Genomic DNA, 17,103 nt, shown 5'->3' on the forward strand with positions numbered 1-17,103 from the left:
AAAGCTTAGTTTTGTGGAAAGCGATACTTCCATTACATATAAATGATGCGATGTGTTCCACTGTAATCCGGTTCAACCGTCATTAACTCATCCAGCCAAGCAAGTCCGTACCGGTTCAAGTAATACATGATATTGTACACTCTTTCCTGCAGTTTACCCAGTGGCATTAACGACAGCTCGATTCGCTCCCATTGCCGGATTGCAGCTTCGTTCTGTTTTGCCATTGCATCTTGGGCTTTCGCCTGTAAAAAAGTAATTTGATCTAGAATCTTCTCTTTATTGTTATTCCCCAGCTTAAGCAGACCGGCCTGAACCGTTCCAAGCTGCTCAATAAGCGGTTCGTACATAGCGGCGAATGAGGTCTTGGTTTCTTCAAAACGACGTTCTATCCCCAGCTCATCCTGTGCGGCCAGCCATTCATGTCTTTTGTGATCCAGTCCTTTTCTTACATCCTCAAAGCTAAGTTGATATTTATCCATATGCTTGTGCAGCGTACCTTCTACGACAGTAAAAGACATTCTAGGGATAATTAACGGCATTTCTCCCCCAATGGTCTCAAACGCACGACGCGGAATGGCCCAGTAAGCAATCTCACCTTGACCCAGCACCGTTGCCAGAACAGGCAACACATAATCCTGCATAAGTGGACGTGTCAGCACATTATTGCTAAAGCGTTCCGGATGTGCCTGCACCTCCTCAAGTAATTCATCACGGGAAAAGGATACCTGACCCTTGCGATCCGTAAAGATTCCGTCCTTCTTGTGAAGCAGAAGCCGTGTACCTTCATGAATATAAAAGAGGTTGGCATTGCCAGCTGTAACATCAGCCTGAAGCTCATATCCGGCGCCCACAATATCAGAAGCAGAATTCATATACGCTGTTTCCAGTGCATCATTCTGCATAATTAGCGAAGTGAAAAATGGCTGTTCTAACTTACGTAAGTTGGGATCAGCAGAATCAAGCAGAATTAGACCAAATTTACCAAATAATGAACCCATCAGCTTGGCAAATGCATCCGTCATACTATCTGCTCTAAAAGAAGAAGTGCGAATGAATTCCATAATCTGCGGCTTAAAGTCGCTTTCCTGAAGCAGACCGTCTAACTGTTCTACTACCTGCTGCCAGCTTTCCTCTTCTACACGAATATCACTTACTGAGGAGCGTTTCTCTTCTGACTTTTCTATCTTAATCTTAGTAATCTCCTGCGTACGATTCAGTACATACGTATGATTCACTTCATCCCAGTCATGATCTTCACCTGCAATCCAGAATAAAGGAACTACAGGTCGGCCGAGTTGTTCAGCTGCTTCTTTTGCCGCCATAATAGTAGTTGCAGCTTTATATACCACTAACAGGGGTCCAGTAAATAGTCCGCTTTGCTGCCCACCTGTCACCACTAATGTCCCCGGCTGCTCTAAGAGCGCCAGCGAAGCCATCACCGCATCATGCGAGTTATGCTTTTCATTATATTGACGCAGACACTCAGCAATCTGAGTCCGGTCGGCACGAAGGCTTTCTCTGCCGTCTAGCCACTCTGCCCTTCTACTTCTACTTTCTTTATTGCGGAAATCCCCACCGTACAAATGACTAACCTTTTCAAAATGATCTATATAGTCGCGCGAGAGTGCAGATCCACCCTTGAGCGGTTCCGTTACAATATTCATTTGCTAGTGCCTCCAGTTCTACTAAGCAGTTATATGTAAATCCAAGTTCGTAAAAACTCTCTATGATTGTATCCAAAGTCAGGAGCCGCGTCAAAGTAAAACATGTCTTGATATCAGCAACACAGGTACAGCCAACTGTTCAATTATACTATAAATTCATTAAATAATATCCTAAATACATACAAGAGGCGAGAGCATAATGCTCCCGCCTTTGAAAACCTAAGTATAAATTATGCGAATTTTTTGCTGACAAAGTGGCCTTTAGATACTTCTACTAATTCAAAGTCACTGTCATTGGTCTTATCGTTAGCAGAATAAATAGGGCTGCCAAGCTCATCATGCAAGTGAATACGTTTTTTGTTGACTTCAATTTCCGGATCCGGAACTGGAATAGCCGACAATAGGGATTTAGTATAAGGGTGGATAGGATTTGCATACAGCTCTTCACTTTCCGCCAACTCAACCATTTTACCCAAGTACATAACTGCTACGCGATCACTGATATGTTTAACCATGGACAGATCATGCGCGATGAAAAGATAAGTCAATCCAAGACGATCTTGCAATTCTTTAAGCAAGTTAACGACCTGAGCTTGAATGGATACGTCAAGTGCGGAAATCGGCTCATCACAAACGATGAACTTAGGATTAACCGCTAACGAACGGGCAATCCCGATACGTTGACGTTGTCCACCGGAGAATTCATGCGGATAACGGGTTGCATGGTCATGGTTAAGACCAACCATATCCAGCAGTTCTTCAATCCGTTTCTTACGTTCTGCACGGCTGCCAGCCATTCCGTGAATGTCCAGTGCCTCGCCGATGATATCAGAAACCGTAAACCGCGGGTTAAGCGATGCGTACGGATCTTGGAAAATCATTTGCATGTCACGGCGCATAGCCTTCATTTGATTTCCAGGCAATTTATAAATGTCTGTACCATTATATTTCACACTTCCAGCAGTAGGCTCATACAAGCGAAGAATCGTACGTCCAGCAGTAGTCTTACCACAACCGGACTCACCTACCATCCCAAGTGTCTCGCCCTCACGGATCGTGAAGTTAATATTATCAACAGCCTTAAGAACCTTACCTTTACCTACATTAAAATATTTCTTAAGACCTTCTACCTCTATTAGGTTCTTACTCAAGAGTACTGCACCTCCTTGGCCATCGAATGCAGATTCCAGCAACGCGCCATATGCGTTTCGCTGAATTCTGTGGCGCCGGGATCGATTTGTTCGCACACATGCATCGCTTCATTACAACGAGCAGTGAACGGACAGCCGATCGGCGGCTTGATCAGATCTGGCGGTGTGCCGATGATCGGAATAAGCGGCTCGCCTTTCTTTTGGTCCAGACGCGGCATTGAGCGCAGCAGACCTTTGGTGTATGGATGTTGTGGATTTTTAAAGATTTCCCATCTTGTTCCGGTCTCCACAACCTCACCTGCATACATTACAATCACCCGATCACACATGCCAGCAACTACGCCCAGATCATGTGTAATCAGAATAATGGAGGTACCTAGTTTTTGCTGCATCTCTCTCATAACTTCCATGATCTGCGCCTGAATGGTTACATCTAGAGCTGTTGTAGGCTCATCTGCTATCAGCAAAGCCGGACGGCAAGCTAACGCGATTGCGATCATTACACGCTGGCGCATACCGCCTGAGAATTCGTGGGGATATTGGTTAAAGCGAGCCTCCGCATTTTTGATGCCTACTAATTTCAACATCTCCATACCTTGCTTTTTCGCTTCGGCCGCTGACATTTTCTGATGTTTAATCAAAACTTCAGTGATCTGTTTGCCCACTTTGATGGTTGGGTTCAGAGAAGTCATCGGGTCTTGAAAAATCATGCCAATATCTTTACCGCGAATAGATTCCATTTCTTTCATGCTTTTGTCTAGCAGATTCTGTCCTTGAAAAATAATCTCTCCCTTTTTCACTTTAGAAGGTGGGGAAGGGATCAAACGCATAATCGATTGAGCAGTTACACTCTTACCGCTGCCGGACTCGCCGACGATGGCAACCGTTTCGCCTTTGCCAATTTCAAAATTCATACCACGGACAGCTTGTACTTCTCCGCCCTTAACAAAAAAGGAAATATGCAAATCTTTGACTTGTAAAATAGGTTCCATCCATATTCCTCCTATTTCTTCAGCTTAGGATCAAGCGCGTCACGAAGACCATCACCGAAAATGTTGAAAGAAAGCATTGTTAAGCTGATTAGGATCGCAGGGAACAAGAAGCGCCATGGATAGTACAACCAGCCGGTGAGTGAGTCATTGATCATCGATCCAAGTGAAGCAACAGGAGCTTGTACACCAAGACCCAAGAAGCTTAGGAAGGCCTCAGCAAAGATAGCATTTGGTACAGACAGTGTAATGGTTACGATAATCGGACCAACCGCATTCGGCAGAAGGTGCTTGAACAACAGTCTCGCAGAACCAGCACCCATGGAACGGGACGCCAATACGAATTCACGATTCTTGAGCTGCATAATTTCTCCACGCACAATCCACGACATCGTAATCCAGCCTGTAATGGTTAGAGCTAGGATGATTGTTCCAAGACTTGGCTCAAGAACGACCAAGAGCAAGATTACAACCAGCAAATAAGGAATAGAATACAAAATTTCAGAGAATTTATTCATAATATTATCTACACGGCCGCCGAAGAAGCCCATAATGCCTCCGTAGATAACACCGATGAACAAGTCGATGGCTGCCGCAGCAAGACCAACGATCAAGGAAATCCGTGCACCGTACCAAGTACGAACAAAGATATCACGACCAAGATCATCCGTTCCAAACCAGTGATCGGAGGAAGGGGGCTTATTGGTGCTCATCAAATCATTAGAATAATAGTTATATTTCGAGATAAAAGGTGCAAAAATCGCTGCAAGTACAATCAAACCCAGGATACCGAGCGCAGTCATCGCCATTTTATTTTGACGCAACCGTTGCCAAGAGTCTTTCCAAGCAGAGAGACTCTCACGCTGGATAACTTCGGCTTCTTTTTCATCTACACCGACTTTTTGAAAATCTTCCGGTTTTAGATTTAGCAAGTTATTTTCAGTAGCCACTATTTAGCCCTCCTTTCCTCCACTTAATTTCATACGTGGGTCAATTAATACATAAGCAATATCCGTAATAAAGCGGGCAACCATGAGTAATACACCATAGAAAATGGTTATCCCCATAATAACGGTATAGTCACGGACACCAATCGCTTCCACGAACTGTTTACCAATACCCCCAACACCAAAGATCTGCTCGATAACAACCGAACCAGTTACGATGTTAGCTGTCATTGGACCCATATAAGTAACAACAGGTAGAATTCCGTTACGAAGTACATGGCGGCTCAGAATAGCCATCCAGCTCAATCCCTTTGCTTTAGCCGTTTTGATATAATCCGCATTCAAAACTTCAAGCATACTTGAACGGGTCAAGCGGGCGATAAAGGCGATCGGCTGTGCCGAGAGCGCGGCCACGGGTAAGAAATAATAGATTGGCCCTTTAAAACCTGAAACCGGTACCCAACCCAGTTTGAAAGCAAATACATACTGCAGTAATGACGCGACTACAAAGCTCGGAACCGCAATCCCCAGAACTGCCAGCACCATAGCTGCGCTGTCAATAAACTTTCTGTGATAGAGTGCCGCCAACATGCCGAGAAATACTCCGACAATAACCGCCACAACGATTGCGACGAGTCCCAGCTTCAGCGACGCTGAAAAGGTTTGACTGATCAAATGTGATACATCTTGATTTAGGCGTTTCATTGAGACTCCTAGGTCACCTTGGATAATATCACCTAAATACTTAAAATACTGATGAGAGAGCGGCTTGTCCAGACCATATTGTTCCATCAGACGTGCTTTAATTTCTGGCGGTACCTTCTTTTCAGAAGTAAACGGATCCCCCGGAATAGCTTTCATCAAGAAAAAGGTAGCTGAAATCAATACAAATAGAGAAACCAACATATAGAAAAACTTATTTGCGACATAACGAACCATCCCCATCACACCTCCTCCGACAATTTTTGATACACATAATAATGATTTTATGAAAAAAACGGATTTTTGTCTATTTTCTATATATGTTATTAATAACATTAATTAACAAATAGACAGGAATACAAAAAAAAGGGATATATATGGAATTCCACATATATATCCCGAAGTATTCTGCAACTTCAGTCAACTAACTATTCTGTTGTAATTACTAAAGCAATATCTTAGTGCTCAAGCAAGTATCCGCGAGTCAAGTCAATTGCACCACTAAAGTCAAGAGTAACACCTTTAAGGTACTCTTTAGTCAGGGAGTTGTTAGTGTAGTAGTACAAAGGAATCAGAACCATATCTTGCTCAATGAGCAATTTCTCAGCTGCAGCAAACTTTTCTTGACGTACTGCCAAGTCAGTGCTTGTTTTAGCTTCGCTGATCAATTTGTCATACTCAGGGTTAGCGTAACCAGTATCATTGTTACCGCCACCTGTTACCCACATATCAAGGAAAGTCATTGGATCATTGTAATCCGCAGTCCAACCAGCACGAGCAACTTGGTAGTTCAGGTTTTGACGGTTTTCAATAAATACAGCCCACTCTTGGTTAACGGTTTGTACGTCGATACCAAGATTGTTTTTCCACATATCAGCAATCGCCAAAGCGATTTTCTTGTGACCTTCACTTGTGTTGTAAGTCAGGGAGAATGTAGGCAGTTTATCCATACCTTCTTCTTTCAGACCTTCAGCAAGCAATGTTTTAGCTTGTTCTAGATCTTCAGTGAAGTAGCTATCTTTAACTGCTGTACGGTATTCACCATCAGCACCAGCGATACCCGGAGGTACATAACCGTAGGCTGGGAATTGTCCACCTTGTACTACATTGTCAATCAAAGCTTGACGGTTAATGGACATTGCAAGAGCCTTACGGATTTTAGCGTTTGTGAAAGGTTTTTCAGTGATATTGAATTCGTAGTAGTATACGGAAGCAATACCTTTACGGCTGAATTCGTTAGGAAGTTCTTTTTGCACGATTGGAATTTGTTCTGATGGAATTTCACCAGTTGGTCCACCGGCACGATCGTATTCACCGTTCTTGTAGCTGAGCAGCTCAGTTGCACCGCTGTTTACAAGGGAGAAGTCGATTTTGTTAAGTTTAATGGAATCTTTATCCCAATATTTATCGTTTTTAGTTACAACAAGTGTTTGACCTGTAGTCCACTCAGTAAGAGTGAAAGCACCGTTAACGATCATAGTATCTTTGCTTGTTGCCCATTTAGGATTACTCTCAATGGATTTGTGTACAGGGTAATAAGTGTAGAAGGAAAGCAATCCAAGGAAGTAAGGAGTTGGGGCTTCAAGAGTAACTTCAAGAGTTTTCTCATCAACCGCTTTGACACCTACTTGACTGAAATCGGTAATTTCCTTGTTGTAGAACTTTTGAGCATTTTTGATGTAGTACAATTGATAAGCGTAAGGTGCAGCGGATGCAGCAGCAGGATCGAGCACGCGTTTCCAAGCGCGAACGAAGTCTTCTGTTGTTACAGGATCGCCATTACTCCATTGTGAATCACGGAGTTTGAAAGTATATACCAGACCGTCAGCGGAAACTTCCCAGCTTTCAGCAACACCTGGTTCAGCTTGACCAGATTCAGCATTCATGCGAGTCAGACCTTCGTACATTGTTGTCAGGACAGTGTGAGCTTGGCTATCTTGAGCCAATCCTGGGTCAAATGTTGGAGGCTCAGAACTAAGGTTAATTCTCAATGTTTGGTCAGCAGCCAATTTTTCTTCTGTAGCTGCATTACCAGTTGCCGTGTTACCAGTGTTAGCATTGTTACCTTTATTGCCGCTGTTTGCATTGTTTCCGCCGCAGCCAGCAAGCACTGTGCCGATAACAAGTACTAATGCAATCATTAGCAATAGACTTTTACTCTTCTTCATCTAGCAGTTCCCCCTAAATAGAATGTGGTATATGGTTTATGATTATACAACCAGTGGTCAAAAAAATCTAGTGCAATGTTTTCAGAAAATATTTTTTTTAAAAAACTTTAAACTTTTGTGACGTTGACGCTTCACCGAAGCAGTGGAACGTTACATCGCTTGTGATATGTAGGTAATTAGCCCAACAAACATAAATAATAAATATCCGAAGCTCATAAAAAAGAACGAAAGTCTCCAAACTGCCCGAAATAACCGCTTCCCATCTACCTTTCCTTTCATCCGATTTTGAGCTCCGCCAATCAGTCCAGCGGATATTAATACAATAATTAGTATAAGGTAAAACCCAAAACCGGAATTAAAGATGTTATTAAACAATGCGGAGACCGACAATAATAAAAAAAATGTGGTCACGTCCATAGCGAGCATAAAAGTTTTCTTTTTATCTTTTTTTAAGCCCTTTCCAATGAAAAAAACAATCAAAAACGGCACAATCGGAATAACGCTTAAAGTAATAACCGAATCCATCAGCAGTCCCATAGCTTCACCTCTCCCCAGAGATCATACCCCAATACCTTCTACTAATTGGCAGAGCCAGCGATTTAATGGTGCCGACACTCCAGATCGTTCTGCCATTTCTACAAGACTTCCATTGATCCAACGAATTTCTGTGGTTCTTGAAGCAAGTACATCTGCCAGCATAGATGAAATATTGCCAGACGTTAACCGGCACACCTGAAGGATGTTATCCCAAGCATCCTTATCATAAGTAATTTCACAGAAATCATACACCATTATTGCTTCTTCAAAAACTTCCTTCATTAATTGGAGGCGTTGCTCTGAAGACAACAGCTCCCCATTTGGAATACGCCAAATCGCCGTGAGTGGATTAATAACGGCATTGATCAAGAGCTTCCGGTAAATCATGGTATCCACTTCATTCGACAAAAAGGCTGCGAATCCTGCCATTATGAGAACTTCTATTAAATTATTCGCTTTTAAATCATTATGTATGCTATGAGCTTGTCCATCCCCTAAGCTCCATTTTCCTATCCACACCTCCCCTGCTCCTGCATGAATGACCTCAGTTAATGATTTGCGCTTCGCAGCCTCCGTAGTCACAGCTACATATAAATTGGCGTTTGGCAACAAGCCTCCTAACATCTCCATATGTCCTGTACCATTCTGAAAACAAATCATATGTACTTGCTCTTCCTTAAGTAGGGATAGAAATTCAGGCAAATCATTATGTAGAGTATTCTGTTTAACCGTCACCACGATCCAATCACTCGGCTCTTCTAGATAAGCACCAGCGAACTCCCCTATTGGCGCGGATACAAACTGATCTTCCGAAATTGTTATCGGCTCGCGTCCATCCTCGTAGGTAACCGTTAAGCCATCACGCCCTAATCGTTGGCATTGTTCTATCCCTCGGCACCATAGCCTCACATCATTCCCGGCTTGGATCAGTCTCCCTGCCAGCAGCAGCCCGAGTGAACCTGCACCAATTATATCAATTTTCATATAACCCTCCTGCTGATCTTAAGCACAATTTTTCTAAGTATACCAAAAACCCCGCAAGTGGTGCTTAAAAAGCAGACCACTTGCGGGGTTGTTAGTTAACCTATCGTTTATTCAATGCGTTCTAAATTTCCGTTACCATCCATTTTGAAACGAGTCTTCATTTCTTCTTCTTCTTCATTTAAGAAAGCAAGCCTGCGAGCACGATCCATAATCTGAATTAAAGCTTTGTAATCATCGTTGACTACCCGGTAGTCGCTTTGAGCAAGATTAACCTCTTTAGACAACCGCTCATTCTCAGATCGTAATTCTGTTAATTCATCTTCCTTCTCGCGCAGATCTCTTTCCAGCATTTTCAGCTGACGTCCTGCTTCCTGGATCGTACCTTTCCATTGTCTTAAGAAACGAATGACCGCATCAATGGATAATGTGTTTTCACTTAATCCCTCACCGCGCCCAAATTCCTCATCGACATCACCCAGAATCAGACCAGCTACTTGCGCTCCTCTTACTGACGGCTGCTTTTTCAGGTAGCTACGCTTTTGACGTTGCCCTTTAGCAATACCGATTGCACCTTCATAACTTTTCCGAACACAACTGTTCCAGCGGAATCCGCAAGCGGCCGAAGTTCTGCCGATTTTTTCACCCACCTCTTCAAAAGCGGCAAGCTGTGTGCTGCCCTCCCGAATGTGTCGCAAAGTTACTTCTGCCAATATTAGATCATCTTCTGCACTCCAAGCGTCCTGTCTAACGGCTGTCATAAAGCCAAACCTCCTAACAACGTCATGAAATAACCATCTCCATAACCGGCAGTTCTGCCGGGTAGTGAATAGGGATAAAAGCTGCTTACTCCATTTCTATGCTTCTCATAGAGTTCATAGAATCTATTTGATACTAATTTGTATTTCCATTATCTGCGTACATCATACGCATAAAACTATAAATTCTCTTTTTTAAAGCACTAATCACTCAGGTCAATTATAAAAATCACATTTTTTGAAGATTAGTGCATTTTTTTCAATGAATTCGTTTACACATAATTATGTTGAGGGTATAATAAATCGAAGGAATATTCGTGAGATACATACTGGAAGGGGGACTCTCTCTTGGACCGCATGTTTCGGGTATTAGGTTTTTTCACATTAGCTATTGGATTGATGGCTTTCGCCGGAGGTCTAACAGAAATGGCCTTGCTTTTCTTTTTACAAACTGCATTTTTCGTAATACTTGGCTATATGAAATTTACTGAAAAAACTTATGTTCTTCTCTTCTGGGCATACATGATTCTGACTTTCACCGGATTTAGTTATTGGACGATCTTTCAAATGGGTCTTCCACTATAAATTGCAGTACTCTTTTGGAGCGGATGAGGTCCTTATCTTATAAGGATCACTTCCGTTTTTTTGTTTGTATGCTATTTTAGAAGGGTTAAACATATTATTAGTACATACATATATCATTTCAAAAAAAAGGTGGTGGTGTGGTGCGCTCCCGCAATTTACAAAGCCGCATGATTGCAACCATACTAATTCTCTTCTGCTGTACTTTGTTTCCGTTACAACCTGTGAAGTACTTGTCTGCCGATCCTAGCGCTGATTTTTTCAATTCTGCTATACCAGATAATGAAGAAACCCGTAAACTACTTGAACAGACCTTGTCTTCTGCAGAAATTGAACGTGAAATCATCAAGATTACAGCCGAACAAAAAGCACTTGAACAAAAGGTAGAAAGCCTGAACAGACAAGCTACCCAGAAAAAAACAGCCATTGCGGACCAACAGGAACGGGCAGGTGCAGTTGTGCGTTCTTATTATATGGGGGATAGAGATAATCTTCTGGCCGCGTTTTTTTCAGCAAAAAGTATCAGCAGATTCCTGGCTCTGTTCGATTATTATGAGATTATTATTGGAAATGACCGCGATATTCTCTCACAATATGAAGAACAATATAAGGATTTGAAGGATACCCTTCAGACTGCGAAGCGAAACTCGGAAGAGCTCGCCCGATTGCGTACGGCTCTGGAGGAACAGCAAGTTCGGGTAAACGCGCTCAACAAGGATATTGAGGGTGGGATTAAAAATAGCAGCGATCCTGAAAATATGAGTACTCTACTTAAAGAATTCACATTATATTGGGAGAATATCGGCCTGCACGAGGTAAAAACTTATTTCAAGGCGTTATCCTCCGCAATGAATAAACTACCACAGTTTGTTCAGAATCGAGAGGGTGTACTGACCCGAAAAGGAATGACTTATGAGCTAAACCTGAAGGAAGAGGATCTGAATGAATTTTTGCAATCGCAGAATTCGCTGTTTAAAGACTTCGCCTTTCATTTCAATGACGGATCGATTACTGCCACTGGAAAAAGCGGAGCGCTAGCCCTTTCACTGACCGGTCACTATACCATTCAGGAAGAACCGATCAACGGCCTTATATTCCAAGTCGATCATATTGTATTTAACGGTCTTGAATTGCCTGACACAACAAGAAAAACGTTGGAAGAAGAATTTGACTTAGGCTTTTATCCAGGCAAAATAGTATCTTTCCTTCGTGCCACGGCAGTAGATAGCCAAGAGGGCGTCTTGCATGTTAAGCTTTCCATTTCATTTTAGGCCTTCTTTTAGAAATTCTTTATAGCCTTCCGCATCTATCTGCCCTGTTAATAGTAACGATACAGCTTCAACAACCTTACTCCAGCCGCCCTGTGACTCATCCTCCGGGGCGGTTTCTTCTGTCAGCAATAGCTCAACATCGAAAGGAAGCTTGTATTTAAAAGCATGCTCCGAACGATAAAGAACATCAAGCGCCGGCAAGCTCCCCGTATTCTCCAACCAATCCAGCTGAGCATCCTCTGAGGTGATAAAGGTCAGCCAATTCACAGCTTCCTTTGGACTTTGAGATTGAGCTGGAAGGGCAAAAGATCGACTGTAACAGGATTCAAACCCACCCCCATTATTAGCAGTCAGGGCCGGTACAGCAGCAAGGGATGAATTTCCATGCTTCTGCCACTCGGATAACGGTAATGAAGCAACGGCGACACTACCTCCTTGTAGCATATCCCAGACATCTTTATTGTAGCGGCTGGTGAGATAAAAATAACTGCGGGCGTTCTGAATCCAATTCAACACCTCTTGGTTATCTGCTAACAAGCTGCTATTCATGCTCTCCATTACCGCTGACAATCCATAAGGATTGCGGGTATCCATCGCAAGTAAATATTTCCCTTGCTCTTTTAGCACATTCTGAAGCAGGATATTCCACTCTTCGAGGCTTTTGGGTAATGCATTAAAACCCAGCTCCGCCAGCCGTTGTGGGGAATAAACAAGCACGTAAGGATCTATATCTAACGGGACTCCCCAATTATATCCATTCCACTGCATCCAGGGGATCAACTGTGTTAACGGTGCACTCCCCGGAACGCTCTGATACACATCCATCGGCAATAAATATCCACGTGTGGCCCAGTCCAGAATGCTTCGTCCATCTGCCATGACTATATCCGGGCTGTCCCCGATCGTTAAATCATGCTTCAATACCTCATCGGCATCCTCCATATCCACATTGCTTAAAATAACCTTTACTCCACTTTCTAAGGTATAACGGTTGCTAAGGAGCTCCAGTTCACTAAATTCTTCGCTATTTAACGATACTCTTATGTGTAAGCTATCTATAGTTCCCTCATCTCCGGAAGAGGGATGGGTCGACTGACTTTGTGGTCTTTTCATAGGACGTGGATCGTTACTGGTACTCAATTCCATACTGGGCGACAGGCTTGTCAGCGATAGTAGTAAAATTGCAAAAAGCAGCCAATAATTTTTGCGTTTCAGCACGATTTCCCACCTTCCCTTTTGATTGGTCTCCCCTATTTTACCAAACCCTCCGGTACTTGTCTTTAGTTTGTGAAACCGTTCTCTTTCTATTATATGGGTGAAACGCCAGAGGCATTAAAAATAGGAAGGTAATCTGACCGCCATTACAAGAAAGCTTTGGACTTCCGATCGCTGTTATCCTCAGATTTCCTGAACTAATTACCGCATCATGCGGTTAAAATCCGAGGATAAAGGCGAACGCTTCGCTTCTACAGTTCCAAACTTTCTTTCCATGGCTCTAATCACCACAACCAACTTTAAATTCCTCTGCCGTTTCCGGGCGGGCAGGAAAAAGCCGGGAGTGTTTGCTTCTCCCGGCTGAAAATAGGATTGATGAACGGTTAGAGTAGATCCGCGGCCAATTGCGCCAAGCGGGAACGCTCACCTTTTTCCAAAGTAATATGTCCGCTAATCCCTTGCTGCTTAAACTTCTCGACGATATAGCTCAGTCCGTTGCTCGCAGCATCCAGATATGGATGATCGATTTGCTCCGGATCGCCCATTAGAATGACTTTACTTCCTTCTCCCGCTCTGGAGACAATGGTCTTCACCTCATGACGGGAAAGGTTCTGCGCCTCATCAATAATAATGAACTGCGATGGGATTGAACGGCCGCGAATATAGGTTAAGGCTTCTACCTGTATACTTCCTAGCCCCATTAAGATTTTATCGATATCGCCAGCTTTTTTGGTATCGAACAGGAATTCCAGATTATCATAAATAGGCTGCATCCAGGGTCTAAGCTTCTCATCCTTCTCACCGGGCAAGTAACCAATGTCCTTACCCATAGGAACAACCGGACGGGCGATAAGCAATTTTTTGTATTTATGTTCATCCTCCACTTTGAATAGTCCGGCTGCAAGCGCCAATAACGTCTTCCCTGTCCCAGCCTTACCCGTGATCGTTACGAGTGGGATTTCATCATTTAGCAGCAGCTCCAGTGCCATTCGTTGTTGAGCATTACGGGCGCTAATCCCCCAAACCGAATCATTGCCCAGATAGAGTGGCTCCAGACGTGTGGCATCACTATTCACTTTGAGAAGAGCTGATTTGCCAGTGCCAATCTCATCCTTGAGAATCACAAATTCATGAGGGTACAACGGATACGACAACGCAAGCTGTTTTACCGTCAGAGAGCGGTGACTGTAATATTCATCAATCAATGCGGGATGAACCTGCAGAGATTGGTAACCAGTGTATAGTTCATTTAAGTCTCCAGTACGATCTGACAAATAATCCTCTGGCGTAATTCCCAGAACATCCGCTTTAATACGAACCAGTACATCCTTGCTCACAAGCACAACGGGACGCGGATCGGGCTTCTCATTCTCTTCATTCAAATAATTGAGAGCAACAGCCAAAATCCGATTGTCGTTAGACACCTCGCCAAACATTTCCTGTACCTTCACAAAACTGCGATGGTTAAGTTCTACCTTCAGCTTGCCTCCATGCTCCAGTTCCACACCACTATGCAAATGACCTAGTTCCCGGAGTCCATCAAGCAATCGGGATACCGTACGGGCATTCCGACCGATTTCGTCAGCATTGCGCTTCTTGGAGTCGATTTCTTCCAGCACAACAGCCGGAATAACCACCTCATGCTCCTTGAAAGAGAAAATTGAATTGGGGTCGTGCAAAAGCACGTTGGTATCTAGCACAAATATCTTGTTCATATTATCCCCTCCACAGCGCCTGGTTTGATTGATCATACATAACTCTTTCCGCCAAGGGAAAAGATATGGTACAGAAACGATTCTTTGGCTGAAAGGAGTAATCACATATGAGAAAATCAATATGTCTGTTGCTGGTACTGCTGCTACTGACAAGCTGCGGTATCGCTAATAAAAAGACATCACCCTCTCCTCAGAATAAACAATCTGCGAATGCTGTAAAGGGTACGGGGAACCATGAGGTTCGGCAATTGTCCAATGATGGTGCGACTAATCCTAAAGCCACCTCAAAAGCTGGTCAAGCCGTCAATGTTAATGGAGAAAGTGAAATTGCACTTAAGGATCATTTTGAACAGTTGGCCAAAAGAGTTCCCGGTGTAAATGGCGCACACTGTGTAGTCATGAACAAAGTTGCCATAGTTGGTCTTGATGTAGAAGGTTCTCTGGGCCGTTCACGTGTAGGAAGCATCAAATATTCTGTAGCGGAAGCCATCCGCAAAGACCCAAGAAGTGTACGGGCGCTTGTCACTGCGGATATGGATCTCTCCAGCAGATTAGCGGAAATGAGCCGCCATATCTCCAAGGGACATCCGATATCCGGATTCTCATCCGAGCTGGCCGATATTATCGGACGAATCATGCCACAGCTGCCAGAGGATACCAAGCCGCAAAAAAATGCACAGTAGAGATTAAGAACAAAAGATGTTCTTTGAGTTCAAAAAAAGCCCAGTGATATTTTCACTAGGCTTTTTTCATGGCAGCAAATACTTGTCCGTCCAACTTCTCAGCGGCACGTCCATCATAAACTTTCGCATATCTTGGGGCGGAGTCAAGCTGCGCGCCGTAAAAAAGCGCGTTGCGGACCGCTTGAATTTCAACATCAAAACAGCACATCTTAAAAGGAACATCTTCTAGCGGGTCCTGCCTTACAGCAGCACTACCGTTAATGGCATAGACAGTTCCTTCACCAAACACAGTTATAGTTATTAATGGATTAACCTTCATATTATTCACAAGTCTTGAACGATGATCAATAGCCAAACGCACAGTACTAGGACTAACAGCATAAAGCCACGAAATAGCTGTGGATGTAGGACCGCCTGTCTCCGCATCAACTGTGTTTAGAAGAACAAAGGTTTCCGATTGCAGCATCGATAGTAAAGTTTCATTCAGCTGAGCAACGGCTTCGGACATAAGTACTGGCCCCCTATGCGACGTTAATTCATTCGATTTATTATATTATAGCACAGGCTGAAACTTGCATTCAATTTTAGCTATGGAAGATATTAAGGTCCTCAAGGCGTCTCAGCAGCTGTCGAATCAGCTCCCGTGGAAATTCCTGCAATCCGATCCTGCAAGCTTTTCTTAGCGGCCTCAAACTCCTCATCATTAATATATACATATGGACTTCGCCACGTTCCAGTAACCGGCTTGAATTCGATATTCTCTTTGGAAATCTTCCAATACGTCGCAATCATATCTTTGATTTGCGAATTTTCGATATCTGTCTTCATGTTACTGTCCACTGCATCAAGCACCTTGCCGATTTTTAATACGCCACCAAGCGATTGCATCTGATCCACCAGACTGTTCAGAACTTCGTTCTGGCGTTTGTTGCGATCAAAATCATCTGATGCGTTGGTCTTAGGCTTGCAATTGGATTTACGATACCGCACATAGTCCAGTGCATTTTTTCCATCCAGCTCTGCCGGACCCTTTTTCAGATTGATATTCGTGCCATCCACAGTGTCTGTATAACACATATTTTCACTAATATTTACTTCGACTCCCCCAAGCTCGTCCACTACATCACGGAAGCCCTGAAAATCAAGAATCGTTGTATAATCTACATCAATATCCAAATACTTACCCATCATCGTCTTCATCTCATCTTCAGCCAGTAGACCAGAGGATTTCTCCTTACCCTTGAAGCGAGCATAAAATTCATTAATTTTCGTCTTCTTATAGCCGCTTAGCTCCACATAGGTATCACGAGGAAGCGAAACAATAGTCGCTGATTTAGTCTTAGGATTAAGTGCTGCAACCATGATTACGTCAGTCAAATAAGACTCGTGTTTAGGTCTGTTATCCGTTCCCAGTATAAGCATTGTCAGTGGTTTTTCTGAGGCGGAATGCCCTGGAGCAACCGTACCCTCAACCCCTGCATTAAATACGCCATGCTCAAGCTTCCAATACAGATAACCGCCATAACCCAGCACGCCGAGGATCGCAATAATTAGCAAAGTTAACAATACTCTAACTAATCTGCCAAAAAAACCTCTCTTTTTCACTTTCTTTTTCGTTTTTTTCTTAGAAGCACCCTTCACAGGCTGTTTTCTATTAGTAGGTTGTTGCCCGTTTGCTCTTGGAGGTAAACCGCTGTTTCTTGTACTCATAATAGAATAAAGTCCTTTTCATTTCATTTA

The 17,103-nt window shown here is 43.3% G+C and carries 16 protein-coding genes; 3 read left to right on the forward strand and 13 right to left on the reverse strand.

Features of this window, described 5'->3' with window-relative positions:
• Window positions 1–32: 32 nt before the first annotated feature.
• The 9 genes from bshC to MHI15_RS06805 form a co-directional block, all read right to left on the reverse strand.
• Window positions 33–1,664 carry a bacillithiol biosynthesis cysteine-adding enzyme BshC gene (gene bshC, locus MHI15_RS06765; RefSeq protein ID WP_076179290.1) on the reverse strand — a complete coding sequence of 544 codons (1,632 nt, stop codon included), beginning with the start codon at window positions 1,662–1,664 and terminating at the stop codon, window positions 33–35.
• Window positions 1,665–1,894: 230 nt separating this feature from the next.
• Entirely contained in the window at window positions 1,895–2,815 is a 921-nt protein-coding gene (locus MHI15_RS06770; protein WP_036683682.1) for an ABC transporter ATP-binding protein, read from the reverse strand.
• Complete coding sequence (locus MHI15_RS06775; RefSeq protein ID WP_036683686.1) at window positions 2,812–3,807, reverse strand: ABC transporter ATP-binding protein; 996 nt, start codon at window positions 3,805–3,807, stop codon at window positions 2,812–2,814. The genes MHI15_RS06770 and MHI15_RS06775 overlap by 4 nt, the downstream gene beginning before the upstream one ends.
• 11 nt (window positions 3,808–3,818) lie before the next feature.
• A complete protein-coding gene (locus MHI15_RS06780; protein WP_036683689.1) occupies window positions 3,819–4,754 on the reverse strand; it encodes an ABC transporter permease in 936 nt (311 codons plus the stop codon).
• A gap of 3 nt (window positions 4,755–4,757) precedes the next feature.
• Window positions 4,758–5,690: an ABC transporter permease gene (locus MHI15_RS06785; RefSeq protein WP_036683691.1), complete on the reverse strand. Its 933-nt coding sequence runs from the start codon at window positions 5,688–5,690 to the stop codon at window positions 4,758–4,760.
• Between the two features lie 221 nt (window positions 5,691–5,911).
• On the reverse strand, window positions 5,912–7,621 hold the full coding sequence (locus MHI15_RS06790; protein WP_076129042.1) for a peptide ABC transporter substrate-binding protein: 1,710 nt from the start codon (window positions 7,619–7,621) through the stop codon (window positions 5,912–5,914).
• Between the two features lie 150 nt (window positions 7,622–7,771).
• Window positions 7,772–8,158, reverse strand: coding sequence for a DUF3397 domain-containing protein (locus MHI15_RS06795; RefSeq protein WP_076129040.1), 387 nt, complete (start codon window positions 8,156–8,158; stop codon window positions 7,772–7,774).
• Window positions 8,159–8,179: 21 nt separating this feature from the next.
• The gene (locus tag MHI15_RS06800; RefSeq protein WP_076129038.1) at window positions 8,180–9,142 is read right to left on the reverse strand and encodes a ketopantoate reductase family protein; all 963 of its coding nucleotides are present in this window, start codon (window positions 9,140–9,142) and stop codon (window positions 8,180–8,182) included.
• A 107-nt stretch (window positions 9,143–9,249) separates the two neighbouring features.
• The gene (locus MHI15_RS06805) at window positions 9,250–9,900 is read right to left on the reverse strand and encodes an RsfA family transcriptional regulator (protein ID WP_036683702.1); all 651 of its coding nucleotides are present in this window, start codon (window positions 9,898–9,900) and stop codon (window positions 9,250–9,252) included.
• A gap of 345 nt (window positions 9,901–10,245) precedes the next feature.
• On the opposite strand from MHI15_RS06805, the gene MHI15_RS06810 reads away from it, so the two are divergent.
• Together MHI15_RS06810 and MHI15_RS06815 are read left to right on the forward strand one after the other, a co-directional pair.
• Window positions 10,246–10,482, forward strand: a complete 237-nt coding sequence (locus tag MHI15_RS06810) for a DUF2626 family protein (RefSeq protein ID WP_036683705.1) — start codon at window positions 10,246–10,248, stop codon at window positions 10,480–10,482.
• A gap of 167 nt (window positions 10,483–10,649) precedes the next feature.
• A complete protein-coding gene (locus tag MHI15_RS06815; RefSeq protein WP_341164263.1) occupies window positions 10,650–11,750 on the forward strand; it encodes a coiled-coil domain-containing protein in 1,101 nt (366 codons plus the stop codon).
• On the opposite strand, the gene MHI15_RS06820 is transcribed toward MHI15_RS06815, so the two are convergent.
• Both MHI15_RS06820 and MHI15_RS06825 read right to left on the reverse strand, forming a co-directional pair.
• Window positions 11,742–12,968, reverse strand: a complete 1,227-nt coding sequence (locus MHI15_RS06820; RefSeq protein ID WP_076185253.1) for an extracellular solute-binding protein — start codon at window positions 12,966–12,968, stop codon at window positions 11,742–11,744. The two genes, MHI15_RS06815 and MHI15_RS06820, sit on opposite strands and share 9 nt — an antisense overlap.
• Window positions 12,969–13,348: 380 nt before the next feature.
• Window positions 13,349–14,680, reverse strand: a complete 1,332-nt coding sequence (locus tag MHI15_RS06825) for a PhoH family protein (protein WP_036683710.1) — start codon at window positions 14,678–14,680, stop codon at window positions 13,349–13,351.
• Window positions 14,681–14,787: 107 nt separating this feature from the next.
• Here MHI15_RS06825 and MHI15_RS06830 point away from each other — a divergent pair, with 107 nt between their 5' ends.
• The gene (locus tag MHI15_RS06830; RefSeq protein WP_076129034.1) at window positions 14,788–15,363 is read left to right on the forward strand and encodes a YhcN/YlaJ family sporulation lipoprotein; all 576 of its coding nucleotides are present in this window, start codon (window positions 14,788–14,790) and stop codon (window positions 15,361–15,363) included.
• Between the two features lie 55 nt (window positions 15,364–15,418).
• On the opposite strand, the gene MHI15_RS06835 is transcribed toward MHI15_RS06830, so the two are convergent.
• Together MHI15_RS06835 and MHI15_RS06840 are read right to left on the reverse strand one after the other, a co-directional pair.
• On the reverse strand, window positions 15,419–15,871 hold the full coding sequence (locus tag MHI15_RS06835; RefSeq protein ID WP_076129033.1) for a pyridoxamine 5'-phosphate oxidase family protein: 453 nt from the start codon (window positions 15,869–15,871) through the stop codon (window positions 15,419–15,421).
• A gap of 101 nt (window positions 15,872–15,972) precedes the next feature.
• Complete coding sequence (locus MHI15_RS06840) at window positions 15,973–17,073, reverse strand: LCP family protein (protein WP_076129031.1); 1,101 nt, start codon at window positions 17,071–17,073, stop codon at window positions 15,973–15,975.
• Window positions 17,074–17,103: the final 30 nt, after the last annotated feature.

Source organism: Paenibacillus sp. FSL H7-0918 (genome assembly GCF_038007025.1).
Taxonomy (GTDB): Bacteria; Bacillota; Bacilli; order Paenibacillales; family Paenibacillaceae; genus Paenibacillus_AQ; species Paenibacillus_AQ odorifer.